The 26,364-nt window shown below is 61.8% G+C and carries 24 protein-coding genes and 1 pseudogene; 13 read left to right on the plus strand and 12 right to left on the minus strand.

Annotation, left to right across the window (positions count from 1 at the left end):
* Nucleotides 1-287 precede the first annotated feature (287 nt).
* Complete coding sequence (gene chrA, locus M5G17_RS15170) at nt 288-1,493, minus strand: chromate efflux transporter (protein WP_273893714.1); 1,206 nt, start codon at nt 1,491-1,493, stop codon at nt 288-290.
* A gap of 331 nt (nt 1,494-1,824) precedes the next feature.
* Here chrA and M5G17_RS15175 point away from each other — a divergent pair, with 331 nt between their 5' ends.
* The 4 genes from M5G17_RS15175 to M5G17_RS15190 all read left to right on the plus strand — a co-directional run bounded on the left by M5G17_RS15175 (nt 1,825) and on the right by M5G17_RS15190 (nt 4,540).
* On the plus strand, nt 1,825-3,276 hold the full coding sequence (locus M5G17_RS15175) for an IS1182 family transposase (protein ID WP_273893715.1): 1,452 nt from the start codon (nt 1,825-1,827) through the stop codon (nt 3,274-3,276).
* Nucleotides 3,277-3,598: 322 nt separating this feature from the next.
* The gene (locus M5G17_RS15180; RefSeq protein ID WP_273893716.1) at nt 3,599-3,793 is read left to right on the plus strand and encodes a hypothetical protein; all 195 of its coding nucleotides are present in this window, start codon (nt 3,599-3,601) and stop codon (nt 3,791-3,793) included.
* On the plus strand, nt 3,790-4,146 hold the full coding sequence (locus tag M5G17_RS15185; RefSeq protein WP_273893717.1) for a low molecular weight protein tyrosine phosphatase family protein: 357 nt from the start codon (nt 3,790-3,792) through the stop codon (nt 4,144-4,146). Before M5G17_RS15180 ends, M5G17_RS15185 begins: the two co-directional genes overlap by 4 nt.
* Before the next feature lies 1 nt (nt 4,147).
* Nucleotides 4,148-4,540 carry a hypothetical protein gene (locus M5G17_RS15190; protein ID WP_273893718.1) on the plus strand — a complete coding sequence of 131 codons (393 nt, stop codon included), beginning with the start codon at nt 4,148-4,150 and terminating at the stop codon, nt 4,538-4,540.
* A gap of 29 nt (nt 4,541-4,569) precedes the next feature.
* Here M5G17_RS15190 and M5G17_RS15195 read toward each other — a convergent pair whose 3' ends face one another.
* Nucleotides 4,570-5,475 carry an arginase family protein gene (locus M5G17_RS15195; RefSeq protein ID WP_273893719.1) on the minus strand — a complete coding sequence of 302 codons (906 nt, stop codon included), beginning with the start codon at nt 5,473-5,475 and terminating at the stop codon, nt 4,570-4,572.
* Nucleotides 5,476-5,646: 171 nt separating this feature from the next.
* Here M5G17_RS15195 and M5G17_RS15200 point away from each other — a divergent pair, with 171 nt between their 5' ends.
* Nucleotides 5,647-6,090: an NUDIX hydrolase gene (locus M5G17_RS15200; protein ID WP_273893720.1), complete on the plus strand. Its 444-nt coding sequence runs from the start codon at nt 5,647-5,649 to the stop codon at nt 6,088-6,090.
* A 15-nt stretch (nt 6,091-6,105) separates the two neighbouring features.
* Here the strand turns inward: M5G17_RS15200 and M5G17_RS15205 are convergent, their stop codons facing one another.
* On the minus strand, nt 6,106-7,095 hold the full coding sequence (locus tag M5G17_RS15205) for a hypothetical protein (protein ID WP_273893721.1): 990 nt from the start codon (nt 7,093-7,095) through the stop codon (nt 6,106-6,108).
* 212 nt (nt 7,096-7,307) lie between these two features.
* Between M5G17_RS15205 and M5G17_RS15210 the strand changes: the two genes are divergently transcribed.
* A complete protein-coding gene (locus M5G17_RS15210; protein WP_273893722.1) occupies nt 7,308-7,847 on the plus strand; it encodes a P-loop NTPase family protein in 540 nt (179 codons plus the stop codon).
* Nucleotides 7,848-7,938: 91 nt separating this feature from the next.
* The gene (locus tag M5G17_RS15215; protein ID WP_273893723.1) at nt 7,939-8,769 is read left to right on the plus strand and encodes an alpha/beta fold hydrolase; all 831 of its coding nucleotides are present in this window, start codon (nt 7,939-7,941) and stop codon (nt 8,767-8,769) included.
* 13 nt (nt 8,770-8,782) lie between these two features.
* On the opposite strand, the gene M5G17_RS15220 is transcribed toward M5G17_RS15215, so the two are convergent.
* Nucleotides 8,783-9,403 carry a TetR/AcrR family transcriptional regulator gene (locus M5G17_RS15220; protein WP_130265091.1) on the minus strand — a complete coding sequence of 207 codons (621 nt, stop codon included), beginning with the start codon at nt 9,401-9,403 and terminating at the stop codon, nt 8,783-8,785.
* A 125-nt stretch (nt 9,404-9,528) separates the two neighbouring features.
* On the opposite strand from M5G17_RS15220, the pseudogene pdxR reads away from it, so the two are divergent.
* The 3 genes and pseudogenes from pdxR (at nt 9,529) to M5G17_RS15235 (ending at nt 12,142) form a co-directional block, all read left to right on the plus strand.
* A pseudogene (gene pdxR / locus M5G17_RS15225) lies at nt 9,529-10,960 on the plus strand (MocR-like pyridoxine biosynthesis transcription factor PdxR).
* A gap of 102 nt (nt 10,961-11,062) precedes the next feature.
* Nucleotides 11,063-11,506, plus strand: coding sequence for a carboxymuconolactone decarboxylase family protein (locus M5G17_RS15230; protein ID WP_273893724.1), 444 nt, complete (start codon nt 11,063-11,065; stop codon nt 11,504-11,506).
* A gap of 78 nt (nt 11,507-11,584) precedes the next feature.
* Nucleotides 11,585-12,142, plus strand: a complete 558-nt coding sequence (locus M5G17_RS15235; protein ID WP_273893725.1) for a hypothetical protein — start codon at nt 11,585-11,587, stop codon at nt 12,140-12,142.
* A 53-nt stretch (nt 12,143-12,195) separates the two neighbouring features.
* On the opposite strand, the gene M5G17_RS15240 is transcribed toward M5G17_RS15235, so the two are convergent.
* From M5G17_RS15240 to M5G17_RS15250, 3 genes are all read right to left on the minus strand, one after another.
* On the minus strand, nt 12,196-13,614 hold the full coding sequence (locus M5G17_RS15240; protein WP_273893726.1) for a short-chain fatty acid transporter: 1,419 nt from the start codon (nt 13,612-13,614) through the stop codon (nt 12,196-12,198).
* Nucleotides 13,615-13,757: 143 nt separating this feature from the next.
* Complete coding sequence (locus M5G17_RS15245) at nt 13,758-14,414, minus strand: CoA transferase subunit B (RefSeq protein ID WP_273893727.1); 657 nt, start codon at nt 14,412-14,414, stop codon at nt 13,758-13,760.
* A gap of 33 nt (nt 14,415-14,447) precedes the next feature.
* The gene (locus M5G17_RS15250; RefSeq protein WP_273893728.1) at nt 14,448-15,146 is read right to left on the minus strand and encodes a CoA transferase subunit A; all 699 of its coding nucleotides are present in this window, start codon (nt 15,144-15,146) and stop codon (nt 14,448-14,450) included.
* A gap of 136 nt (nt 15,147-15,282) precedes the next feature.
* Here M5G17_RS15250 and M5G17_RS15255 point away from each other — a divergent pair, with 136 nt between their 5' ends.
* Complete coding sequence (locus M5G17_RS15255) at nt 15,283-16,224, plus strand: LysR family transcriptional regulator (protein WP_273893729.1); 942 nt, start codon at nt 15,283-15,285, stop codon at nt 16,222-16,224.
* Here the strand turns inward: M5G17_RS15255 and M5G17_RS15260 are convergent.
* Complete coding sequence (locus tag M5G17_RS15260; RefSeq protein WP_273893730.1) at nt 16,190-17,293, minus strand: phospholipase effector Tle1 domain-containing protein; 1,104 nt, start codon at nt 17,291-17,293, stop codon at nt 16,190-16,192. The two genes, M5G17_RS15255 and M5G17_RS15260, sit on opposite strands and share 35 nt — an antisense overlap.
* Nucleotides 17,294-17,423: 130 nt before the next feature.
* Between M5G17_RS15260 and M5G17_RS15265 the strand changes: the two genes are divergently transcribed.
* Both M5G17_RS15265 and M5G17_RS15270 read left to right on the plus strand, forming a co-directional pair.
* The gene (locus M5G17_RS15265; RefSeq protein WP_273893731.1) at nt 17,424-19,640 is read left to right on the plus strand and encodes an AAA family ATPase; all 2,217 of its coding nucleotides are present in this window, start codon (nt 17,424-17,426) and stop codon (nt 19,638-19,640) included.
* On the plus strand, nt 19,637-20,494 hold the full coding sequence (locus M5G17_RS15270) for an HNH endonuclease family protein (RefSeq protein ID WP_273893732.1): 858 nt from the start codon (nt 19,637-19,639) through the stop codon (nt 20,492-20,494). The genes M5G17_RS15265 and M5G17_RS15270 overlap by 4 nt, the downstream gene beginning before the upstream one ends.
* Before the next feature lie 113 nt (nt 20,495-20,607).
* Here M5G17_RS15270 and M5G17_RS15275 read toward each other — a convergent pair whose 3' ends face one another.
* Genes M5G17_RS15275 through lexA form a run of 4 tightly spaced genes read right to left on the minus strand, consistent with a single transcriptional unit; the run spans nt 20,608 to nt 26,344 of the window.
* Nucleotides 20,608-23,712: an error-prone DNA polymerase gene (locus tag M5G17_RS15275; RefSeq protein ID WP_273893733.1), complete on the minus strand. Its 3,105-nt coding sequence runs from the start codon at nt 23,710-23,712 to the stop codon at nt 20,608-20,610.
* Entirely contained in the window at nt 23,688-25,103 is a 1,416-nt protein-coding gene (locus M5G17_RS15280; RefSeq protein ID WP_273893734.1) for a Y-family DNA polymerase, read from the minus strand. Before M5G17_RS15280 ends, M5G17_RS15275 begins: the two co-directional genes overlap by 25 nt.
* Nucleotides 25,104-25,109: 6 nt before the next feature.
* Complete coding sequence (gene imuA / locus M5G17_RS15285) at nt 25,110-25,727, minus strand: translesion DNA synthesis-associated protein ImuA (RefSeq protein WP_273893735.1); 618 nt, start codon at nt 25,725-25,727, stop codon at nt 25,110-25,112.
* Nucleotides 25,727-26,344: a transcriptional repressor LexA gene (lexA, locus tag M5G17_RS15290; protein ID WP_177414027.1), complete on the minus strand. Its 618-nt coding sequence runs from the start codon at nt 26,342-26,344 to the stop codon at nt 25,727-25,729. Before lexA ends, imuA begins: the two co-directional genes overlap by 1 nt.
* Between the last annotated feature and the right edge of the window lie 20 nt (nt 26,345-26,364).

Raw genomic sequence — 26,364 nt, forward strand, 5'->3', positions numbered from 1 at the left:
GGTTCATGGATCGCATACAATTGGCTGCTCGGTTCTCATAGGAATTGGCAAAACACATCGTCTGCCTGCGTAGTGCAGATGATTATGGACACATGGCGCCCGCGTGGATCAAGCTCGTGGTAGTGCGTGCCATACAACTAATGTTACGTCGACTTCTAGCCGATTGCCGCCCTTCACGAGAGACCGCTATGGGTCGAAAGCGGTCTGTCGCGAATGGCAGCTTTCGACCCATAGCTGCCCTTCGTGGAGGACAGCTAACGGCCAATTGCGGACATCAGCAATTAGCCTCACAGCGCGATATTCAACAGCCCGCCCAGGACGCCGCTGCCGAGTACAATCAGCCACGGCGGCAACTTCCAGAACATCAACGCAACTAGTGCCACAAGGGCCAGACCAAAGTCCTGTGGGGCGTGAATTGCACTCGTCCATACCGGCTGATATAGAGCGGCAAGCAACAGACCCACCACAGCCGCGTTGATGCCCAGCAGTGCCGCTTGGGTGCGGCTGTTGCGGCGCAGATGCTCCCAGAACGGCAAGGCGCCCATCACCAGCAGGAAAGAAGGCGCGAAAATCGCCAACAAGCAGATCAGGCCTCCAAGCCAACCGCTAGGCGCCTGGTTCATCGAGGCGCCAAGAAATGCTGCGAAGGTGAATAGCGGCCCAGGGACGGCCTGAGCTGCGCCATAGCCAGCCAAGAATGCATCGTTGTCGACCCATCCAGAAGGCACGACTTCAGCCTGTAATAGAGGCAGCACCACATGTCCGCCACCGAAGACAAGCGAGCCGGTACGGTAGAAAGCGTCCACCATCGACAGCATCTGACTTGGGAACAGCTTTACTAGGAGCGGCAGCCCGAGTAGCAAGGCAAAGAACAGGGCCAACCAGAATAGGCCAGCGCGACGCCGGATGCTAATGGGCAGTGGATCATAGGATTCGTCCGGTTGGGGCTTAAACAGCAACAGACCAATGATCGCGGCAATAAAAATGACTCCCACTTGCCCTAAAGCGGACGGCATGAGCAGCACGAAGCAGGTCGCTGCCGCCATGATGGATGTACGCGGCGCATCGGGGCACAAATTACGCGCCATACCCCATACCGCCTGTGCGACCACCGCCACGGCTACCACCTTCAAACCGTGCAACACGCCAGTGGGCACGGCATCGCCATAGCTGGCGATGCCCAAAGCGAAGAGGATCAGGGCAATCGCGGAAGGTAAGGTGAATCCCATCCACGCAGCCAGTGCGCCGCCATAGCCTGAGCGAGACAGCCCAAGCGCGATGCCAACCTGACTGCTAGCAGGCCCCGGTAGAAACTGGCAAAGGGCGACCAAATCCGCATAACTGCGCTCGCTTAGCCACTGTCGACGCACAACGAATTCATCCCGGAAGTACCCTAGGTGAGCGATTGGGCCACCAAAAGAAGTCAGGCCCAATCGCAGAAAGATTAAGAAAACAGTCCAGTGGCTGCGGTCAGCCTGGGGGGTATCGCTCATGTTCGTTTGATCCATCATTGGCAAATTCACCAGACGATAATCGAAAATCGTAACGGAATATGATGAACCTAGCTGCGCAACCTAATGATGCAGAGTTCTACTGCACCTTGACGCGTAGCGGGTTGAGTCCCACCGCATCAACCGCTTAGAGAAAGCTCCAATAGCTCATCAGCTTTGACAAGTGACCGATTCCAACCGATAGCTGCCTGTCGCGAAGGACAGCTTTGGGTCGTTAGCTGCCCGTGGTGAAGGGCAGCTTTGGGTCCAGGCTGTGTGAAAACCCTCGAGGCTGTCTAACCTTCTGTTCGTCGTGATCGTGGCGGGGATAATCATGAAGCGATTCATCGAGGGTGAGGCTCGGACGCAAGTCACTTTGCTGCCGGAGTGCCTGGACGACTACGTCACTGATGAAAATCCAGTGCGTGTGGTCGACGTCTTCGTCGACGAACTCGACCTGAGTGCGCTCGGTTTCGCAGGCGTCGATCCAGCAGTAACAGGCCGCCCGGCCTACCATCCAGCGGTCTTGCTGAAGATCTTTATCTACGGCTACCTCAACCGCATTCAGTCCAGCCGCCGACTTGAGCGTGAAACCGAGCGCAACGTCGAATTGATGTGGCTCACAGGACGTCTGGCTCCAGATTTCAAAACCATTGCCGACTTTCGCAAAGACAACGGTAAAGCCATTCGCAGCGTCTGCCGTCAGTTCGTGATCCTCTGCCGTAACCTCAATCTTTTTTCTGAGTCGGTCATCGCCATCGACGGCAGCAAATTCAAAGCAGTGAACAATCGCGACCGTAACTTCACCCAGGCCAAGGTGAAGGCTCGCATGCAGCAAATCGAGCAGAGCATTGAGCGCTACCTGGCAGCGATGGATTCGGCAGACCGAGCAATGCCGGAGGTGGCCATGGCCAAGGCCGAGCGGCTGAAAGAGAAGATCGAAAAGCTGAAACAACAGATGCAGAAGCTCAAAGATGTCGAAGCGCAACTACTCCAAAGCCCAGACAAACAAATTTCTCTCACAGATCCCGATGCTCGCTCGATGTCGGCTGGCGGTCGGGGCAGCGGGACAGTTGGCTATAACGTACAAACTGCCGTTGACGACAAGCACCATCTGATCATTGCGCATGAGGTGACGAATGTCGGTCATGATCGCGGGCAACTGAGCAACATGGCGAAGCAAGCACGCGACCAAATCGGTGCTGAGTCGCTGACGGTCGTTGCTGACCGAGGCTATTACACAGGCACGGAAATTGTTGCATGTGAGCAAGCTGGAATCTCGGCCTTCGTACCGAAACCGCTGACCTCTAGCAGTAAAGCCGAAGGTCGATTTGGCAAGCAGGACTTCCTGTACGTCGCGACCTCGGATGAGTATCGATGCCCTGCGGGAGAATTACTGACCAAGCGTTACTCGACGCTGGAGGATGACATGCTGATGCATGTCTATTGGTTCTCGGGTTGCCAATCCTGCGCAATGCAGAAGCAATGCACGACGGGTAAAGAGCGGCGGTTGAAGCGCTGGGAGCATGAAGCGATCGTTGACGCGATGCAGGTTCAACTGGAGCACGATCCAGGGAAAATGAAAATCCGCCGCCAAACCGTTGAACACCCATTTGGAACGCTCAAGTACTGGATGGGAGCTACCCACTTTCTGACCAGAACTCTGCCAATGGTCAGTACAGAAATGAGCCTTCATGTGCTCGCTTACAACCTCAAGCGAATGATGAGTCATCTTGGGCATCAGGGGGCTGCTCGACGTGATCAGGGCGTGACCTGGCCTACTTAGGCGCCGGCATGCGTGCCCAAAAGGCCTCAGGAACCGCTCATAACGCCACATGGGCCTTAGCAAGGCCAATTGGGCTAATCCGCACAATCTCTTGCCAGCGTTGCAAGCAGCGTTGCCTCCCCCCAGCCCCTGCAACATATTCAGCGCGTTTTCACACAGCCTGGGTCGATAACAGCCATTCATCAAACCCCAAACCCATCCTGGCCAGACCTTCTGGTTTCAAATCCGTACACCCGCCTAGCCACAGCCCCGATTCCCCCTTACCATACGCCCAACTCGTATTACCGCGGCTGCTGAACCCGGTACTCACGAGGAAATGAACATGGAAAGAACCCGCGCCTGGAGACGTTCACAGGCCCGTAAAAACGGCAGGAGCAAAGCGGTGCATCCGCTGCAGTTCAAGCCGCAAAAGAACTGGAAGCTGCTGTATACCCGAGGTGACAAGCTGATAAGGGCACGCCAGCTCGGCATGAACTATCCCATTCGCTCCACCCGCCAACTGTTGGATCAAGAGTGACAAACCTTCTGTTCGTCTGCAGCCGCAACCAATGGCGCAGCCCTACTGCGGAAACGATCTGGCGCCGTCGTCCTGGCTTCACTGCCCGTTCGGCGGGTACCAGCCCGAACGCCCGCAAACCCATCGGCCCAGCGGACATTCGCTGGGCCGACGTGATCTTTGTCATGGAACGTAAACACCAGCAGCGGCTGCAGGCGCAATATGCACGCCTGCTCGAACACAAACAGCTTCATGTGCTGGAAATTCCCGACGATTTCCACTACATGGACCCGGAGCTTGTGGCCATGCTCGAAGACACCGTGACGCCCTACCTTACGAGCGACGCCACCGATTCAGCAGCACCTGGCCGATAGAATGAGCCGAATCGCCGAGTGCCCGTCGATCATCGAAGTACTTCGTCGCATCACCCTCGGCGGCCCGGAATGGGCCCATCGTAACGTCACCCTGAGGTTTCCCGGCCCATCCAGTGCCTGGGTTCTGGTCTATCCACTTGAGGACGCCAGCACCCGCTACTTTGACTTCATGTACACCCGCACCGAGCCGCCTCAACAAGCCCTTGGCGCACTGCTGACAAAATACCCCGCGTGCAGCGTTATCGACTGGTCGCCCGGCCGCCTGGCCTGCATCAGTGCCCCAGGTGTGGATGTTGAAACACTGGCCGACATCATCCGCGAGGTCGCTGAAACTGCTTGGGACGAACCTGTCACGGTAGTCGAAGCCTCGTACGAGGAAATGGGCCGCGCGTAACTTTGTAGCGACCAGCCGCAATACCAAGATCAACCCGGGAACGGAAGTTGCGCCAGGATCCCGACGATCACGTCGGCGTATCGTCCATCAGGGTCAAGGTCCGGATCAAACACCGTAACCGTCATGCCCCGGCAGCGTCGATCTGCCACGAAGGGCGTGATGATGCTCACCAGGTCGTCAGGCGCGATACCCGGCGACCCTGGGCAATCCACAGCCGGCATGATGGCCTGGTCCAGCACATCGACGTCTAGATGAATCCAGAAACCTTGCTCAGGGACCTGATCGAGGGTGTCGCTGATACGCTGAACAACAGCCGCAGGACCAATCGCCAGCGCCTGGAAGACATCGATCCGGTTGATGGCCGTGTGGTTGATGTCAGGCCATGCAAAATCCTCGTCGAAGCATTCGCGCTCACCCAGTTGGACAACCTGGGCGTCGGCAACGAGCGGTGCATCTACACCGGGCCAGTCCGTTGCCAGTGACTCGCCACGGCCGGTCGCCAGGGCAAGGTCCATGCCCGCCACTGCGCCCAGTGCCTGCCCTGGGTCATAGTTGCCGGGATGGCGGAAATCGCTGTGCCCATCGATATGAATCAGTGAAAGCGCACCGCTGTGGCGCGCGCCTGCAAGGGCACCCAGTAGAATCGAGCAGTCTCCGCCGATCACAAGTGCAAACTCGCCTTGCTGCCGGGCTTGTTTGACCAGGTCTGCCAGGGCGAGGTTGAACGAACGCATGGCGTGGCCATTACGCAAACCTGTACCGACTTGCGCCTCTGGCGAATAGGTCGGGCGCGGCAATTGCGTGAAAGACCTTGCGGTGATCGCATCCAGCAAACCGGCAGTCAGCAATGCCGCTGGGGCACGCCATGTACCGGGCTCGTGATCAGGCCGCAGAGGGCTGAGCCCGAGGTTCGAAGGTGCCGCGATTACCTGCATGGGAAAGTGTTTTGCATTCGTCGTTTACCTTTCAATGCCCAGGCTCCGGGCTATCGGTTTAGCAGAGTAGCACTGGTTCGTTCGAAGGCTGAGCGCACATCAACCCGCGTCCGCCTCATCCCCTGTGAAAGCGTATGATGGCCGGCCGCCAATGCCGAGAAGGAAATCACCATGTCCCCCAACAAGGCTTGCCCCGTAGTGCTCTGCGGCTCGTCGGCGCCCAGGATTCTGCTATTCCGGCATCCTCTGGCAGGGGTGCAACTGGTCAAGGGCACGATCGAGAACGGCGAAACACCCGGCCAGGCGGCCTTGCGCGAGTTGATGGAGGAGTCGGGTATCAGCACTGCCACGATCCAGGACGACCTGGGCTGTTGGGATGCCGGCCATCTCGCCCAGGTCTGGTCGTTCCAGCTGTGCCAGGTGCAGGGCACCCTACCCGAGCACTGGTCTCACCAGACCCTCGATGACCATGGCCACCTTTTCGAGTTCTTCTGGGCCTCGCTCGAGCAGTTGCCTGTTGTCGAGTGTCACCCGGTCTTCCAGCGAGCACTGGTCTTTTTGTGTGAGGCCCTGCAAGCACGTGGTCACTGGCCAGTCGAGCCTTGCCGAAATTGACGAGCGCCATACGCCTTACTCCCACCACTTGCAGAACAACGCATTTGTCCAGGTGCGTGGGCCAACACCCAGGCCCACGGCGATCACCTGTGACCGGGAAAGGATCTTCTTGACCTCTGGATAGATGTTCATGGCGCACAAGTCCTGCATCTCTATGCCGAACTCGGCATCTGCCCCGATGTTTGCGCGCATCGTCTCCTTGAAGGTGTCATAGATCGCATACCCCTCCTCACCGGTACCATTGACGGGGTCAAAGGTGGTCATGAAGAACGAATTCATGAACATTTGCGCATGGCTGCCCTGCTCCATGAACTCAAGGTAGGGCTCGGCATAGTTGCCACAATCGATACACGCACTGGCAATACGTAACTCGGGTGCATTGCAACCACTGCAGTCTGCCGTCGGCTCGACCATCCGCATCGCGTCGGCAACCGTCAGGTTGGCATTGTCGGTACGCGTGGGGCGGCCATCCAGACTAAACAGCTGATCAAGGGAAAAATTACACGGCCTCCTTTGCCCAGGCGCCAGAGCATCCTTGTCTTTGTCTCCCGCACTTTCTACCCATTTGAACAAGTCCGCAGACAAATACGAGACGGCATCGTCGGTGTATTCCACCCTTACGCCACACCCCTCCAGTTCATACACAAACTGGCCATGTTCCTTTCTCGTCGCCGGGGCGACCTTGGCGTCTATCAAGTCTTTGGGTTTGCCGATGGTGTCTCTGTTGACGAGGTCCTTGAGTGCCCAACAAGGCGCCTTGGCACAGGCTGCAAATGTCGCCTCGGAAATAGCCTCCACACCTTTGCCCGTGCGATCGATCGCCTCGATGTTGCGTTCCATCTGCCGGGTGTTTTCGACCGAACTCTCTCGGTCCTGCTCATAGGTGTAGATAGAGAATAAAAATCCGATAAGGCCGGTGATCGCCAGTATCCCGGTAACCAGTGGATGTCGGCCGACCAGCTCGATCGCGTTCTTCGCGAAGTTGCCCCAGTCTCGAATGTTCACTGCATGTCCCCCTGCATTGCAAGGCGCTTGGCTTACTACTCGGACGTTCCCGCTCAACTATTCAACATAATCATTCTGGCGGGTTTTGCAAACGCAGCCAGCCTCCGTAGTTCTTTGGATAAACCTTCCTCGGGATGCGATCAAAACTGCTTTTGGTTCTTCCGCAAAACCTGCACAATCGCCGGCTTTTTTTCCCGACAAGGTAGTCCTGCATGCAACGGATCGTCATTCTCGGCAACGCCGGCAGCGGTAAATCCACCCTCGCCCGTGCCCTGGGCAAACGCCTGGACCTGCCGGTGGTGCACCTGGACAGGCTGTTCTGGGAACCCGGCTGGGTCGAACCCGATGCCGAACAGTACCGCACCCGCGTGCGCCAAGCGGTGTCGCAAGAGACCTGGGTGTGTGAAGGCAACTATGCCCGGCGCACGTTCGACCTGCGTCTGCCGCGGGCGGACCTGGTGATCTGGCTGGACACACCGCGCCTGACCTGTTTTCTTCGGGTCATCAAGCGCAGTGTCTTGAACCGCCCTCGGCCTGACCTGCCGGACGGTTGCAGTGAGAAACTTGACCGGGCGTTTTTGACATTCTTGAAGTTTGTGTGGGGTTTCGACCGTGGCTATCGCCCGGGGATCGAAGCGGTGCGCGTTGCTATCGGGCCGCAGGTGCCGGTGGTGCATTTGCGTGGTAGCCGGCAGATTGCGGCGTTTGTCGAAAACCTGGCCCCTGGCAAGCTAACGCCAGGTTCGTTCTGATCTCCTATGCTCAAAGCTCGCCTTCAGCAGGGTATTGCCCCTGTCCCTGAAGTCGAACCAGCAGCAACCACACCACAGAGGAGCAGCGAACATGGCATTCGTTACCACCAACGATGGCGTTGATATCTTCTACAAAGACTGGGGGCCGCGCGATGCCCAGGTGATTTTTTTTCACCACGGCTGGCCGTTGAGCAGCGACGACTGGGATGCACAGATGCTGTTCTTTCTTGCCAAGGGTTACCGGGTCGTCGCACACGATCGACGGGGCCACGGGCGTTCGGGCCAGGTCTGGGATGGCCACGACATGGACCACTATGCCGATGACGTATTGACGCTGGTCAAGCACCTGGGTGTGCAGCAGGCCGTGCATGTCGGGCATTCGACCGGTGGCGGCGAGGTGATTCGCTACATCAGCCGTTACCACCAGGAGCGGGTGGCCAAGGCGGCAATTATCGGCGCAGTGCCACCGCTGATGGTCCAGACCGCAAGCAACCCCAACGGCCTGCCCAAATCAGTGTTCGATGGCATGCAAGCGCAGCTGGCAGCCAATCGCGCGCAGTTCTATCACGACATCCCCTCCGGGCCGTTCTACGGCTACAACCGCCCTGGGGCGACGCCTTCGCAAGGGGTGATCCTGAATTGGTGGCGCCAGGGCATGATGGGCAGCGCCAAAGCCCACTACGACGGGATCGTCGCCTTCTCACAGACTGACTTCACCGAAGACTTGAAGCGAGTCACCGTGCCGGTGCTGGTGATGCACGGCGATGATGACCAGATTGTGCCCTACGAGAACTCGGGGCCGCTGTCGGCCAAGTTGCTCAGCAACGGCATCCTGAAGACCTACAAGGGCTACCCCCACGGCATGACCACGACCCATGCCGATACCATCAATGCCGATCTGCTGGCCTTCATACTCACCTGAGCCAACTGAGCAATCAAGGCTCAAGACCGATGCCGCGCAGGATCACACTGGTCACCGTCTGTACCGCCCGCTCGAACTGCAGCTCCGACAGCGGCTGGTGATCATTGAGCAGCCCCACCTGATGGCTGAAGTCCGCGTAGTGCTGGGTCGAGGCCCAGATCATGTACAGCAGGCCTGACGGCTCCACCGGCAAAATCCGCCCGGCCTCGATCCACTGGCGGATTTTTGCCTCCTTCATTTTCGCCCAGTCGTACAGCGGGGCATCCAGCGCCGCCCCCAGGTTCGGCGCGCCATGGATGATCTCGTTGGCCCAGACCTTGGAGCCATGGGGCCGCGTACGCGAGTGGTTCATCTTGGCGCGGATGTAGCTGCTCAGCACGATGCGCGGGTCGTCATACAGCTCGAAGCACAAGGCATCTTGTTTCCACACATCGAGCAGGCCGAACAGCACCGCCTGATACAACTCGGCTTTGGTGCTGAAGTAGTAATGCACGTTGCTGCGCGGAAGCTGCGCGGCCTCGGCAATGTCGGCCATGGCCGTGCCGGCGAAGCCTTTTTCGGCGAACACCTGTTCCGCCGCCAGAAGGATGTTGTCAACGTTGCGTTGACGAATGCTGAGCTTGTGCTGGGCCATGGGCGAATCCGTTGCGACTGACCCTTGCAAGGCTACCACTGCCCGGGTGTTCGTGCGCTGTGGGATCAACGACGCTGATTACGGTAATCTGGGCAACAGACCACCGCCTGCAGACATACCCCACCATGGAACTGCATATCAGCCTGCAAGGGCGCAAGGGCCTGGCCGAGCAGCTTTACCAGCAACTGCGCGACGGCATCGACAGCGGTCGCCTGGCCGCCGGCACGCAGCTGCCGCCTAGCCGCCTGCTGGCCGAGCAACTGGGGGTGTCACGCAAGACCGTGGCCGAAGCCTATTCACGCCTGACCTACGACAACCTGCTCAGCGGCCAGGTCGGCAAGGGCAGCTTCATCACGCCTGCCCCCCACCCACAGCCCTGCACCCGCCGCCAGCATTGCCCTGGCCAGCGCCGCGACCCTGGCCAAATGGCGGGCCCGCGCCAACCCGCTGGCCGACCTGGCGCTGCCGACTTTGCGTTACGACTTCATCGGCGGCGCCTCTAGCAAGGTGCAATTTCCTTTCGATGACTGGCGTCGCTGCAACCAGTATGCCCTGCGCCAGATCCGCCACAGCAGCGCCCGCTACAGTGCCCATCAGGGCCTGCCGGAGTTGCGCGAAGCCATCGCCCGGCATATCGCCTTCGCCCGCGGCGTGCGTTGCAGCAGCCAGGATGTAGTGGTGTGCAACGGTGCCCAGCAAGCCCTGGACCTGATCGCCCGGGTGCTGATCGAACCCGGCTGCCAGGTGGCCATGGAAGACCCCGGCTACACCCCGGCGCGCCAGTTGTTCCTGGCCCAGGGCGCTGAGCTGCAGTACGTGCCCGTGGACGCGCAAGGGATGTGTGTTGAACAGATCGGCGCAGGCACGCGGCTGATCTACGTCACCCCCTCGCACCAGTTTCCGTTGGGCATGCCGATGAGCCCGGCGCGGCGCCAGGCCCTGCTGGAGCGTGCCGCGCAGCTGGGGGCGATCATCATCGAGGACGACTACGACAGCGAATTTCGCTACGAAGGGCGGCCCACCGACTCGCTGCAAAGCCTCGACCAGCATGGCCTGGTGGCCTACGTCGGGACCTTCTCCAAGACCCTGCTGCCGGAGTTGCGCCTGGGCTACTGCATCGTCCCGCAGGCACTGCGCGAAGCGGTGTGCATCGCCAAGCAACTGACCGACTGGCACACCCCGACCCTCAACCAATGGGCCCTGGCGCAGTTCATCAGCGAGGGCGCGCTGCTCAAGCACATCCGCCGCGTACACGAGGTGTATGCCGCACGCCGCGAACGCATCCTGAGGCGCCTGCACGGAGATCTTGCGCCCTGGTTCGAAGCCGTGCCGGCCACCGCCGGCTACCACCTCAGCGCCCTGGCCCGGAGCGACCTGGACGTGGAATTTATCATCAGCATGGCGCGCAAGGTCGAGGTCGGCTTGTATTCTCTGGCGCCCTTCCATGCCCGGGTGCCGGTGCGCCAGGGCCTGCTGCTGGGCTTTGGTGCCATCGAGTTGCTGGATATCGACCCGGCCCTGGACCGGCTGCGCGACATCCTCCAGGCCCTGGGCTGATTGGCCTCCTGAGAAACCGCCGAATTGGCTATTCGGGCCCACCCGGCCCGGGGGTAAGGTAGTGCCATCGCCGCCTGCCGCGGACCTTACCGGAGAGCAACAATGAACAACCGTATAGAATGGGCCAAACACTCACCAGAAGCCTACAAAGCCATGGTCGGCCTGGAAATGGCCCTGGGCAAGTCGGGTCTGGAGAACTCGCTGCTGGAGCTGGTGCGCCTGCGCGCCTCGCAGATCAACGGCTGCGCCTACTGCGTCAACATGCACGCGAACGATGCGCGCAAAGCCGGCGAAACCGAAGCGCGCCTGCAGACGTTGAGCGTTTGGGAAGAAACCAGCTTCTTCACCCCACGCGAACGCGCAGCCCTGGCCTGGGTCGAAAGCCTGACCCGGCTGCCCGAGCGACATGCGCCCGAGCATCAGTACCGTGCCCTGCTTGAACACTTCAGTGAAACCGAAGTGGTCAACCTGACTCTGGCCATCGCCACCATCAATGCCTGGAACCGCTTTGGCGTCGGCTTTGCCATGGTCCCAAGCGCTGTCTGAGTTCAGATAACTATCTACCGCCTTGCATCCGGAAATGGCCGTTAACTTGAAGCTTCCATAGACAAACGAGACACTCCGATGCCTACCGACCGCCAGCTTTCCTTTGTTGCCAATGTACGCCTGACAACAGAAAACAAAGCACTCTGCGCCGCCGAAACCTATTTCGGTCGCCCGTTCATGTCGAAAATCACCCGCAGTAGCGGCGTTGTCAGCAAAGTCAAGAACCTGTCCAACCTGGTCTCCATCTGGGACAACTCCAGCAAGTTCCTTTCACTGTACTTGCGCCACACCAACGGCGGCTATCACCTGTACGTCCGCAGTGCCGATCAGCGCGGCCATGGCCTGTACTTGAACAGCGAGGGGATGTTGTTCCTGAGAGAAGTCGACCGATCACCGGATGTGTTCCAGCTGTCCGATGGCAAAACCCACAATCTGCTAATAGACCCTGACGCGACAGGAGGTACGTCTCAACTTTACCTCTATCATCGAACGCTCAAACAGTTGATCGGCTCGAAAACCTACCGGCAGTCCGCCAGTACCTTCACGGCCGTACAAGCCGGTGGAACGCCATTGCCGCTGGACATCGAGGTCATCGAAGTCAACTCTCCCTACCTTGGCAATCCCAACGAAGTCTGACTGCATACCGACATCGCCCCGAGCCCCCCGGGGCGGCGTCCTGAGTGTGTTGCTCAAGGCATCACCGGCGGCGTGTACTGCAAGGTGGTGCCCAGGATCCACAGCAGGAACAGCACCAGGGGCACGTGCACCAGCAACTGCACGAACGAAAAACCAATCAAATCACGCGCTTTGAGCCCCAGCACGCCCAGCAGCGGCAGCATGTAAAACGGGTTGATCAGGTTCGGCAGCGCCTCGGCGGCGTTGTAGATCTGTACTGCCCAGCCCAGGTGATACTGCAGATCGTTAGCCACCAGCATTACGTACGGCGCTTCGATGATCCACTTGCCACCGCCCGAGGGGATGAAGAAGCCGAGCACCGCCGAGTACACGCCCATCAGCAAGGCGTAGGTGTCATGGGTGGCGATCTGTACGAAGAAGGTCGAGATGTGGTGCGCTAGGCTCTGGGCATCGGCGCCCTGGACCTGGGTCAGAATCGCCGCGATCGAGCCGTACAACGGAAACTGGATCAGCACCCCGGTGGTGGTCGGCACCGCGCGGGCCACCGCATCGAGGAAGCTGCGCGGGCGCCAGTGCAGCAAGGCACCGGCCATGATGAACAACAGATTGTAGGTGTTCAGCCCGGAAATCGCGGTGATCGCAGGCTTGGTCGAGAACTCGTTGTACAGCCAGCCGGCCGCCAGTGCCACCAGCAACAGAATCAGGATCGGGCTGTACTCCAGCCACTCGCCCGGGCGGGTACGCTGGGGCGTGGGCGGTGCCGAGAAGCTTGGGTCAACGCCACAGGCTTCGGCGCTGCGCGCGCTGTTCGGGCCCGGCGCGGTGGCGTAGGCCACCACCAGCGACACCACCACCAGGGCGGCGAGCATCACCCCCGATTGCCAGAGGAAGATGGTCTCGGTGAACGGGATCACCCCGGTGATCGCCAGGATTGATGGTGGCAGGCTGTCCGGGTTGGCCTGCAACTGCGCGGCCGAAGACGACAGGCCCAGGGCCCAGACCGCGCCCAGGCCCAGATAGGCGGCAGCACCGGCAGCGCGGTAGTCCATTTTCAGGTCGGTGCGCCGTGCCAGGGCACGCACCAGCAAACCGCCGAACACCAGCGACAGGCCCCAGTTGAGCAACGAGGCGACCATCGAGATCAGCGCTACCCAACATACCGCCGAACGACCATTCTTCGGGAGGCGCGCCAGACGGTCGATCAGCTTGACCGCAGGTGGCGAACTGGCCACCACATAGCCGCCGATGACCACGAAAGCCATCTGCATGGTGAACGGGATCAGGCTCCAGAAACCATCGCCAAAGGCCTTGGCGGTGTCGGTGGGCTTGCCGCCCATGGCCATGGCTGCGACCGACACCAGCACCACGGCCAGAGCGGCGAACACCCAGGAGTCGGGGAACCAGCGTTCGGCCCAGTTCGAGCAACGCAGGGCAAAACGGGCAGAGCGGCTGTCTTGGATATCAGCGGCCACGGGATTTTCCTTTTATTGGTTTTATCAGAACGGCACAAAGCCCCATCGCTGGCAAGCCAGCTCCCACAAGGTCCTCTGTACAACGAACCCGTGGGAGCTGGCTTGCCAGCGATGAGGCCAGCAAGGTCTACAAGAAACTCAATTCAGAAGGTCATTTCTTTAACATCATCCGCCACGATCAGTTTGCCTGCGGTCTTCTCGATGATCTCTTCAACCGTCACCCCCGGCGCTGTCTCACGCAGGATGAACGCGCCGTTCTCGATTTCCAGGTAAGCCAGGTCGGTGAGCACCTTGCGGATGCAACCGGCACCGGTCAGCGGCAGGCTGCAGCGCGGCAGCAGCTTGGACTCGCCATCCTTGGAGGCATGGGTCATGGTGACGATGATGTTGTCGGCGCCAGCCACCAGGTCCATGGCCCCGCCCATACCCTTGACCAGCTTGCCGGGGATCATCCACGAGGCGATGTTGCCTTCCACGTCCACTTCAAAGGCACCAAGTACCGTGAGGTCGACGTGCCCGCCACGGATCATGGCGAAGGATTCGGCCGAGTTGAAAATCGAGGCGCCAATACGGGCGGTGACGGTCTGTTTGCCAGCGTTGATCATGTCGGCGTCCAGCTGCGCTTCGGTGGGAAATTCGCCCATGCCCAGCAGGCCGTTTTCCGATTGCAGCATCACCTCCATGTCGGCCGGGACGTAGTTGGCCACCAGGGTCGGGATGCCGATGCCGAGGTTGACGTAATAGCCGTCCTTGAGTTCACGGGCGACACGTTGGGCCATTTGTTCGCGGGTAAGTGCCATGCTCAGGTTCTCTTTGTTGTTCTGGGGGCCGGGTCAGGCTTTGACGGTGCGTTTTTCGATACGCTTTTCGAACGTGCCGACGATGACCCGGTCGACATAGATGCCCGGGGTATGGATTTCAGTCGGCAGCAGCACACCCGGCTCGACGATCTCTTCGACCTCGACCACGGTGATCTTGCCGGCGGTGGCGGCCAGCGGGTTGAAGTTCTGCGCAGTGTTGCGATACACCACGTTGCCGTAGTGGTCAGCCTTCCAACCCTTGACGATGGCGAAGTCGCCGGTGATGGCTTCTTCAAGGATGTATTTGCGGCCGTTGAACTCGCGCACTTCCTTGCCTTCGGCGACCGGGGTGCCGTAGCCGGTGGCGGTGAAGAAGGCCGGGATGCCGGCGCCGCCAGCGCGCATTTTTTCGGCCAGGGTACCTTGCGGAGTGAGTTCGACTTCCAGCTCGCCACTGAGCAACTGGCGCTCGAACTCGGCGTTCTCGCCAACATACGAGGCGACCATCTTGCGGATCTGGTGGTCTTCGAGCAGCACGCCCAGGCCAAAGCCGTCGACACCGCAGTTGTTGGAGACCACGGTCAGGCCCTTGACACCACGGCGCTTGATTTCGGCGATGAGGTTTTCCGGGATGCCGCACAAGCCGAATCCACCGGCCAGTACCGTCATGTTGTCGGTCAGGCCTTCAAGGGCCTGTTCATAGGTTGCTACACGCTTGTCCAGTCCGGCCATGCTGATCCGCCTTTTGTAGTTGTTGAACCGACGGGGTGTCGGTGAGCGTTTGCCTCATCTTCACCCCTGAGCACTTATTTGTTAATTTTGTTTTTATGATGATTTAATTAGTTTTTCAAAAGAATGAATTCACCCGATGAACCTCAAACAGCTGCGCGCCTTCGTCACTGTCGCCAAGTACCAGAGCTTTGCCCAGGCCGGTGAACACCTGCACCTGTCGCAGCCGGCCCTGAGCCTGACGATCAAGGCCCTTGAGGACAACCTCGGCGGCGCCCTGCTCAGCCGCACCACCCGCAGCGTCAGCCTGACCCCGGAGGGCGAGGTGCTGCTGCCGCTGGCCCGGCAACTGCTGGCTGACTGGGACAACACCGAAGAGCTGCTGCGCCAGCGATTTACCCTGCAGCTTGGACGGGTGTCGATTGCCGCCATGCCAGCCTTTGCCGGCAACCTGCTGCCGGCGGCGCTGAAGGTGTTCCGCCAGCGCTACCCGCGGGTCAACGTCACCGTCCACGACGTTATCAATGAACAGGTGCTGGAACTGGTCCGCCACCGGCGCGTCGAATTGGGCATCGGTTTCGAACCTGAAGCCAGTGCGCCCCTGCGTTTCGAGGCGCTGTACCTGGACCGCTTCGTCGCGGTGGTGCCAGCCGACTCGCCCCTGGCGCAACAGCCGCAGGTGAGCTGGCGCGACTTGCTCGCCGAAGACTTCATTGCCCTGCAACGGCCCTCGGCAGTGCGGCTGTTGCTGGAACAGCACCTGGCCGCCGAACACGGCAAGCTGGCGGTGGCCTTTGAAAGCCATCAGCTGTCGACCGTCGGCCGCATGGTCGCCAATGGCCTGGGCGTCAGCGCCGTGCCAGCCTTGTGCATCGGCCAGATGCAGGAGCTCGGCGCACGTTGCGTGGCGCTGGTGGAACCGAGTATAGAACGGCGTATCGGCGTAACCGTGCTGGCCGACCATAAACTCTCGGCAGCGGCTCAGGCGCTGCTGGAGGTACTGCTGGAGTGCAGCGCCGACAATCCGCCGGGCTCGGCAGGTTCACTCAAGGCAAGTCGGCGACATAGGTCACCTGAGTGACGCCGCTGACGATGCTCGCCGGCGAGTAACCGCCGGCCTTGATGCGCGCATCGACCGATTCATGTACCAACAGAGCGCTTGGCAACACCCTGGGGAACGGCTGGCGAATCGGCGGCATGGCGCCAATCACCAGCTTGCGCCGGCCTTTGCTCCATACCAGCCGCGGCACCCATTCGGCGACCCGCCAGGCCGGCTTCATCGAGTCATGGGCATCGGCCAGAGGGTCGGGGGCAACGCCGGCCAGCGGGTTCAATTGTGCCTGGCAAGCCTGGGTATCCAGCGCCAAACCGGCCGCGCCGGCTTGGGCGAACATCCAGCGCAGGGGCACCAGGGCCAGTTGCGATTCGCTCACTGCATAGCCGCCGCCGACATCGCAGTGCACGCCGCGAAAAAACACCTCTTTGACATCTGTCGGATCCGTTGGCTTGGCGCGCCACAAATGCTGACGGAAGAAACAGCGCCGCTCATCGAGCGACACCGCGTGACGCACCTTCAACACACTGGGGTTGCTGGCGGTGTAGGGAATACTGACCGGGTCATAGATCCAGCCCAGGGATTTCACCGTATCGAACAGGCCCAGGAAGTTGATCTCCAACGTGCGTCCGAAGGTCTGCTTGAACTGGTGCTGCAAGGCAAAATCGGGGCGCTTGTCCTTGTCCCGGGCCAGGAGCATGGACCAGGCATAATCGAAAAGATGGACTTGATGGGCCGCGACCAACCCCAGCCCATGCACCAGTGCAGCCAGGGCCCTGGCCGCATAGGCGCCGCGCGAGAAGCCGAAAATAAACACCTGGTCGCCTGGCCGATACTGTTCGGCAAGAAAACGGTAGGCACCCTCGACATTGCGCTTGAGCCCCCAGCCGAAAGCCAGGCCAAAGATCCGCGCCGGCAACTTTTGCCATTCGAACAGGGTTTCCTTGAGGCCAAATGTGCCGACACCCTGGTCATAGTAAGACAGGACGTGCTGCGGGTCAGGATCGAGCGCCCGGACCAGTCGCAGAATGTGAGTCGGTTGCAGACTGAAACGGTTGTTCGTCCCATCCAGGCATATCACCAGTTGCCGCGCCATTTACACAACCTCCTGTGCTGAGGCTTTGACTATAGGTCAATGATGCTTTATCGCCATCAGTGCCGTTTCAACGGCTATAGTCAGGAGATTATGCACAGCAGTCGCCCCCACCTCACTGGAGCCTAGCCAGATGATCAGGATTGAACGCGGGCCAATGCCAGAGGTGTTTTCTTCTGCGGCGTTTATCCGGTTACGCAGTGATGCCGAGGCGTTCTACCGCCAGCCTGCGGCGAAAAGGGCCCAGGCGCGCTTTGGTTTCCAGCGCATTGCCGCACGCCTGCACCCGGATATTCGTCTGCTCTGGAGCGAGCGCCAGGTCAACAAATGTGCTTATTGCGAACAATTGGTAAGCCGCCCGGAAATCGAACTGTTCAGACCACGCTACGGCAGCACCGACTTCAGTGGCGGCGTGTCCGATGACCACTATTGGTGGTTGACGTTCGAGTGGAGCAATTATCTGCCCAGCTGCGCCGAATGCAACGCACTCAAGGGGCCACGTTTCCCGGTGCTAGGGCCACGGGCCAAAGTGGGTAGCACCGGGGAGGCCCTGCGCCAGGAAAAGAACTTGCTGCTTGATCCCACAGAAGATGACCTTGATGGCGTGTTCCTGTTTCTGAGCGACGGCAAAATCACCAGTGAAACCGAGCGCGGCCAGGCCACCATCGATGTACTGGGCTTGAACCGCAGCACCCTGATCAAGGCCAGGTCCGATGACCTGCGCAACCTTGAGCATCTGCAAGCGCTGATGAAGAACAAGCGCCCCGACTCAAAGAGCCTGGAATACCTGGCGCAAATGGTCAGGCCGCAGAGCCCGTTCTGCGCCATGCGGCGCCAGTTTGTCAGAGCTTGGGCTGAAAAAACGGTTGTGCAGTTCCCCAGCAGCCAAAAGCGCATGGCTGAGTTCCTAACATTCAACACAGCACTTGCCTCGAACAATGCCGACAGCAGTAAAGCACTGCGCGATGCGTCCAGAAACCTCACACAAAGAACCAAAGCGCTGGAGTCATTCTCGATCGAGCAATCGCAGCCGCCCGAACAACTGTATCGAATGTCCCAGTACATCGAGCGCGTGGAGTTCAAGCATATTCGCGCCATTGACCACCTTCAACTCGAGCCCTCGTTCAGCGATGGCAAGGTTGGCTCCTGGTACATGCTGCTCGGCGAGAACGGCACGGGCAAGAGCACCTTGCTCCAGGCATTGGCGTGTGCACTGATCGGGCAAAGTGGCGTAGAACGGTTGGGCGTACAGGCCACCGACCTGCTGCAAAAGGGCGCGGCCCGTGGTGAGGTGCGAGTCGAGTTGTCGGGCATGTCGGAACCTATCGTCATGACCCTGACCCGACGCGGCAACAAAATCAGCATCACGCCACCGGAGCCTAAAGTCATGGTGCTGGCTTATGGCGCAACGCGCTTGATGGGTAAACCGCAACCTACCGACCCGTCTGCTGCGGCCAGGAGCAAAGTGGAGAATCTGTTCGACCCGACACGCTTCCTGGACAACGGAGTCCCTTGGCTCAATACCGCCACTTCAGCAGCGTTCAACCGCTTCGCCCGCTCACTGACATCGTTGCTGCCCAGCGCCGACGGCGTCGAACTGGTTCGCCGCAATCATCAGATCATCGTCAAAAGCCCCTCCGGACAAGATACCCTGACCGCCGTCAGCAGTGGCTACCAAGCCGTGCTGGCACTGGCCATGGACATCATGAGCATCATGCGCCTGGGCTGGCAGGATATGTCTTCGGCTGAAGGCATTGTGCTGATCGACGAAGTCGACGCCCACCTGCATCCACGTTGGCGGATGCGCATCGTGCAGCGCTTGCGCGAAGTGTTTCCGCGGGTCCAGTTCATTGCCACCAGCCATGAGCCGCTCACCCTCAGGGGGCTGGACAGCAGTGAAATCGCCGTACTGATCCGCACGCTCGATGGCCCGGTCACGGCCATGACCTCAAAGAACACTGAACTGCCCTCCCCGCGTTTCATGCGCGTCGATCAGTTGCTGGCCTCAGAGTATTTCGGCCTGCATTCGACCGAGGACGTGGAGATCGATCGGCTGTTCGAGGAATACTACCGCCTGTTGGCCATGGAGCAACGCAGCCCAGGCCAGCAAGATCGCCTGCAGGCCATCAGCGAGCAGTTGCAGGGCAATAACAAGATGGGCCTGACGCCACGGGAACACATGGTTTTCGAGGCGGCCGACAAATTTCTGGCTGAGCGCATGGCAAGCGCCCGCAAGCTGCCGGCCGAGGATGAGCATGACGCGCTGATTGAGCTCCGGAGCCTGTGGGAGGAAATCCAGCTTGAACCCGCCCAGCTTGCGGCAAACGGCGGAAAAGGGCCTGAATCATGATCCGGGTACAACGCGGCGCCCCTCCGTCTGTGCTCAACGGGGAGCAATCCGCCGGCCAGGATGAGACCCGCCGCGCCATCGCGCATGTGCTCAACACCTTGCCTGGAGCCCCGTCCACACCCTTCGAGTTCAGCGTCTACAAGGACCCGCAAATCGTCGAAGCCCTGCGCACGCTGTTCCACAAGAAATGCGCCTACTGCGAATTCAATTACGCTGCCGGTGGGCCGGAAGACATCGAGCACTTTCGCCCCAAAGGCGCAGTGATAATCAATGGCAAGATGAGCAAACCCGGCTACTACTGGCTCGCCGCCGACTGGGACAACCTGCTACCGTCGTGTATCGATTGCAACCGTAAACGCGGCAAGACCTTTGCCGATGACAGCACGGGCATGTCCGGCAAAGCCAATTTGTTCCCTGTAGCCAATGAAACACTGCGCTGGCGCAACCACGCCGCGCAAAAAAATGAAATAGCGCTGCTGCTCAATCCTTGCATGGATACCCCCGAGCAGCACCTGGAGTTTCTTGCCCAGGGCCTGGTCCGCCCCAGGACAATCCAGATAGCGACCAACCTGGTACCCAGCCCGCAGGGACAAGTCTCCATCGAAGTGTACGGTTTGTTGCGTCGCGACCTCGTCGAACAACGCCAGCTCAAGGAAAAGCGCGTCAAGGCGGCCCTGGAACGAGTGCTCAAAGCCATTGAAATGATGCGCCAGGCTGATGATCCGGCGCTCAAGCAAGATCTAAAAGAGCACGCTCGGCAACTGCTCGAAGATGCCAGGAGCCACCTGGCACCACACGAGCCTTTTCTGGCCGTTGCCCGCACCATTTTCAAGAACTACGGACTCGATTGCTGATGACTGCAAATATGCTGTAAGGCTTGTTGCGTTCTTGAGATCGAGCGCGCAGCGGTCGTCATTCAGGCAACACCTGAGGTGCTGGCTGTACCGGCCTCATCGCCGGCCCACCTTTAGTGGAAATCCCGGCTCCGCACATCCAGCCCCTGTAACAGCGGGCTCAGGTCCTCCAGGCGCTGGGCAATCAGGTGCCGCACCCCACTCTCGCATTCCAGTCGCCCACTCACCCGCATCAACTGCGAGCCCACCAGCACCCGGCGCTGACGCTCGGCCAAATCGCGCCAGACCACCACGTTGACGTTGCCGAACTCGTCTTCAAGGGTCACGAAGGTCACCCCGCTGGCCGTCCCCGGGCGCTGACGCCCGGTCACCAACCCCGCCACGCTGACCCGGTCGCCATGCCCGGCCTGTTCCAGCGCCTGTGAGCTACGGCAACCCAGGGCATTGAGACGGCGGCGCAGCAAGGTCAGCGGATGCGGGCCCAGGGTGGTGCCAACGCTGGCGTAGTCGGCGAACATGTCTTCGCTCAATGACGGTTGAGGCAAGCCCACCGGTGCTTCCAGCGGTGCCTCGATGCCGGCGAACAACGGCAGTTGCGCCTGCACCGCCGCAACGCTCCAGCGCGCCCGATAGCGGTCGCTGGCAAGGCCGCGCAAGGCCCCGGCATCGGCCAGCAGCTCACGGGCGCGGGTATCCAGGTGCGCCCGCTCGCACACATCACTGACATCACGCCAGCCGCGCTCGGCCCGGGCCTGTTCGATGCGCAGGCCATCCTGCTGGCGAAAACCACGCACCTGACGCAGCCCCAGGCGAATGGCCAGGGCCTGCCCTGCTCCCGGCTCCAGGCTGCAGTCCCAGTCGCTGTGGCAGACATCCACCGGGCGGATCTCGATACGATGCCGGCGGGCGTCCTGGAGGATCTGGTCGGGGCTGTAAAACCCCATGGGCCAGCTGTTGATCAGCGCGCAGGCGAAGATCGCCGGCTCATGGCACTTGAGCCAGCAACTGGCGTAGGTCAGCAAGGCGAGGCTGGCAGCGTGGGACTCGGGGAAGCCATAACTGCCAAAGCCCTTGATCTGCTCGAAGATACGTTCGGCAAATTCTGCGCTGTAGCCGTTGTCGAGCATGCCCCGGGTCAGCCGTTCGCGGTGCGGTTCAAGGCCGCCGTGGCGCTTCCAGGCGGCCATGGCCCGGCGCAACTGGTCGGCCTCGCCCGCCGAGTAACCGCCAGCGACCATGGCCAGTTCCATCACCTGCTCCTGGAACAACGGCACGCCGAGGGTGCGCTCGAAGACTTTTTTCAGCGCCTCGGACGGATAGCTCACCGGCTCAAGCTTCTGGCGCCTGCGCAGGTACGGGTGAACCATGTCGCCCTGGATCGGCCCGGGGCGCACGATGGCCACCTCGATCACCAGGTCGTAGAAATTCTGCGGTTTGAGCCGTGGCAGCATGGCCATCTGCGCCCGCGACTCGATCTGGAACACCCCGACAGTATCGGCGCGGCCGATCATTGCGTAAGTCGCCGCGCAGTCGGCCGGGATGCTGGCCAGGGTCAACTCGCGACCACGGTGGCGATACAGCAGGTCAAAACAGCGGCGCAAGGCGCTGAGCATGCCCAGGGCGAGGATGTCGACCTTGAGCAGGCCGACCAGGTCGAGGTCGTCCTTGTCCCACTGGATCACCGTGCGCTCTTCCATGGCGGCGTTTTCCACCGGCACCAGGCTGTCCAGTGGCTGCTCGGAAATCACGAAACCACCCGGGTGCTGGGACAGGTGGCGGGGAAAACCGATCAGCTCGCCGGTCAAGGCCAGCACCCGGCGCAGCAACGGGCTGTGGGGGTCGAAACCGGCTTCGCGCAGCTGCTCGGGCGGCGGCAGGCGGTCGCTCCAGCGCCCGCAACAGTCGGCCAGGGCGTTGATCTGTTGCACCGGCAAGCCCAGCACCCGGGCGATATCGCGCACCGCGCCGGCGGCGTGGTAGGTACTGGCCACTGCCGTGAGCGCCGCGCGATGACGGCCATAGCGACGAAACACGTACTGCAGCACCTCTTCGCGGCGCTCGTGCTCAAAATCGACGTCGATGTCCGGCGGCTCGTCGCGCTCGCGGGACAAAAAGCGCTCGAACAGCAGGTGGCTTTTCATCGGGTCGAGTTCGGTGATACCGAGCACGTAACACACCACCGAGTTGGCCGCCGAGCCGCGCCCCTGGCAGAGGATGCCCTGACCCCGAGCGAAGTTGACGATGTCATGGACGGTGAGGAAGTAGCTTTCATAATTGAGCTCGGCAATCAGTTCCAGCTCATGCTCAAGAGACTGGCGAGCCTTGTCGCCGATACCTTCAGGCCAACGCCAGCGCTGGCCCTGCTCGCACAGGTGACGCAGCCAGGTGCTGGCGCTCTGGCCGTCGGGCACCAGTTCACGGGGATACTGGTAGCGCAACTGGCCAAGGTCGAACTGACAGCGCGCGGCAATGCGCAGGCTTTCTTCGAGCAATGCCGGCGGATACAGCTCGGCCAGTTGCGCCAGCGGGCGCAGATGCCGCTCGCCGTTGGCGAACAGGCGCTGGCCGGCCTCGGCAACGCTGCAGTGATGACGGATGGCGGTCATGCTGTCCTGCAGGGCGCGGCGACCACGGGCATGCATGTGCACATCGCCGCTGGCCACAGCGGCGATGCCCAGACGCTCAGCCAGGGCCAGCAGCTGCTGCAGGCGCTGCGGGTCGTCCGGGCCGCGGTGCAACTCCACCGCCAGCCACAAGCGCTCGGCAAACACTGCGCGTAACCAGTGGCCGGTGGCCAGGTCGTCTTCGCCGCCGTCCGGCACCCACAACGCCAACAGGCCTTCCAGGGGCCTGGCGAAGTCCTCGCGCAGCAACTGGTATTCGCCCTTCTTCGCCCGCCGCCGGCCCAGGGTGATGAGCTTGCACAGGTGCTGGTAGCCCGCGAGGTTCTCCGCCAGCAGCACCAGCTTGGGGCCATCGTGCAGGCGGATTTCGCTGCCGACGATCAGCGCCAGTTGCACAGCCCGGGCCGCCTGCCAGGCACGGACGATACCGGCCAGGGTGCACTCGTCGGTGATCGCCAGGGCCTGGTAGCCATGCTGGCGGGCGCGCTGAAACAGCTCCTGGGCACTGGAAGCGCCACGCTGAAAACTGAAGTTGGACAGGCAATGCAGCTCGGCGTAACCCGGCGCGCTCATGCGAACCAGCCCTGCAGCCACAGCGGGCCCTCTTCACCGAGGGTGCGGTAGGCCCAGCCCTGCAGGCCGCTGGCAGTGCGCACCCGATAGTAGTCGCGGCGCACATCGCCGCCGTCCCACCAACCGGACTCGATACACTCGGCGCCCGTCAGCAGTTGCACGCCGATGCCGGGCAAGGCCTGGGGCTCGGCCAGCAGCCAGCCCGGGCGCGGCGCACTCGTCAACAGCGGCGCCTGGCGCGGCGCCTCGCCACGCTGCCAGGCGCATTCGGGGCGGTGATCGGCCTGGGCCGCAAGACCGCCCACCGCCTCGTCGCCAAGGCGCGCGCGCAGGCGTTCGCGCAGTTGCTCCCAGGGCTGGTTCTGCTGCGGGCGTGGGTCAAACAATTCGCTGCGTTGCGGCACGAAGGCCGGCAGGTCTTCGGCCAGCAGGCGCAGGTTGCGCACCGGCGCGCCAATCTGCAGTTGCTCAAGACGGCCACGGGCCAGCTCGAAGAGCATCGACGGGTCGCGCCCGGCCGCCAGCAGGCCGACCGGCACACAGGTGTCGGGGCCCTGGGCATGTTCCAGGTGCAGGGCAAAACGCTGCACGCCACTGTCGCGCCCGGCGAGGAAGGCGGCAAGGTCGTTGATCAGCCGGCGCAAGGGGAACAGCAAGGCCTGATGGGACTCGACATCGAAGTTCAGCTCCAGCCGCGCATCGAAGCGGTCCGGCGGCAGGTAGAACGCCAGGGCCATGGGCCGGCGCCCGAGCAGGCGGTCCAGGTGCAGTTGCACCGGCGCGGCAAAGCGCCGGGCCAGGGCCTCACGCGGCAAGGCCAGGACCTGGCCAAGCTGGCGCAGACCCATGCGGGCAAAAGCACTGGCGGCCTCGACAGGCAGGCCGACGCGTTCGATGGGCATCTGCTCCAGCGCCGCACGGGTTTGCTGCGGGCAGTCAAGGGCCAGGCCATCGTGGGCATTGGCAAGCATGCGCGCCGCCACCGGGTTGCTGGCCAGGACGATGCGGTGACGAAAACCCAGCGCCCTCAGCTCGGCGCGCAGCCGCGCCTCGAAGGCCGGCCAGGGCCCGAACAGGCCAAGGCTGGATTCGACCTCAAGCAGCAGTACCCGTGGGTAATGCAGGCTGACCTGGGAGCTGAAGCGGTAAGCCCAGGCGGCCAGGAACTGCTGCAACTGCTCGATGGCGGCCGGGTCGTGCTCGACACAGGTGAAACTGCCGGCCAGGGCCTGGGCGGTGGTCAGCGTCTGCCCGGCACGCAAACCCAAGGCAGTCGCTGGCGGGTTGACCGCCTGCAGCACCCGGCGCTGGGCCGGGCCGCTGAGCAGCACCAGCGGCGTGTCGGGGTCATCGCGGTGGCGCAGCACCGCGTCGAGTGCCAGTTGCGGCAGCAGGATACAGGCCCAGAGCATGATCCATCAGCCTCGCCCGGGGCAGGCAATGGCCGTGGCCGGGGCCAGGCCGCCACGGCACTTGAGCACCCGCCATTGCGCCGGCTGGGCATCGACGGCAATGCGCAGCGCCGCCGGTGACGGGTTGAGCGCGGCCTGTTGCGCTCGACAGGCGAAGGCCAGGGTCTGGCCGCTTTCGGCAGCCACCTGCAAGCGGCGCAAGGCGCGGTCATCGGCTTTATGCGGCCAGCACAGCACAGCGCCACAGCTGCCCGAGCGCAAACACTGCTCGGCAGCCCACAGCACCTCGCCGGCAGTGGCCTGGACCACCGTCAGCCAGTGCAGGTCGACCCCGGCCGCCTGCCAGGCCGGTGGGTAGGGAATCAATGGCGGGGCAATCAGCACCACCCGCTCGCCGGCCTGGGTCAGGCGCGCCAGGCTCGGCCACAGCAGTTGCAACTCGCCACAGCCCTCGGCCGCCAGCAGCAGCTCGGTCAGCGCCCCGGCCGGCCAGCCACCACCGGGCAGCACCGCATCCAGGGCGGCATGGCCAGTGGGCTGCAGGCCCTGGGGTTGAGCCTGCGGCCGGCCCTTCCAGAGCCGTTGCTGGTCGAGCAGGCCGTCGAGGCTGACCACCGCGCCCATCAGCCGCGCCTCACCAGGCCACAGAACACCCCTTCGATGACGAAGTCGTGCTCCGGGCCCACCTCGATGGGGGCATACGCCGGGTTGCGCGGCAGCAGGCGGTAATGCCCGCCGGCCCGCTCGAAGCGCTTGATGGTCACCTCGCCGTCCAGGCGCGCGACGATGATCTGCCCGTCACGGGCGTCGGCCTGCTGCTTGATGCCGACCAGGTCGCCGTCGAGGATGCCGTCGTCGATCATCGAGTCGCCACGGACCTTGAGCAGGTAGTCGGGGGAACGGCTGAACAGGTGCGCGTCGAGCATCAACTGCTCGTGGATATCCACGTCCGGGCCGATCGGCCGGCCGGCGGCCACCTGGCCGAGCACCGGGATTTCCAGAACCTCGGGGCGGCGCAAGGCACCGGCCAGACGAATGCCACGGGCCTGGTTGGGGGTCACCTCGATGAAGCCGGCCTCGGTCAGCGCCTGGATATGCTTGCGCGCAACACTGCGCGAGGCAAAACCGAAGGCCGTGGCGATATCGGCCAGGCTTGGCGGCTGGGCCTGATCGGCAATGCGCTGGCGAATGAAATCGAGGATAGCGCGGCGTTTGGGCGATAGTGTATTCATGGAGTACATTTGTACTCTTTTCCTGCGAG

The sequence above is a fragment of the Pseudomonas rubra genome (assembly GCF_028656935.1).
Classification (GTDB): Bacteria; Pseudomonadota; Gammaproteobacteria; order Pseudomonadales; family Pseudomonadaceae; genus Aquipseudomonas; species Aquipseudomonas rubra.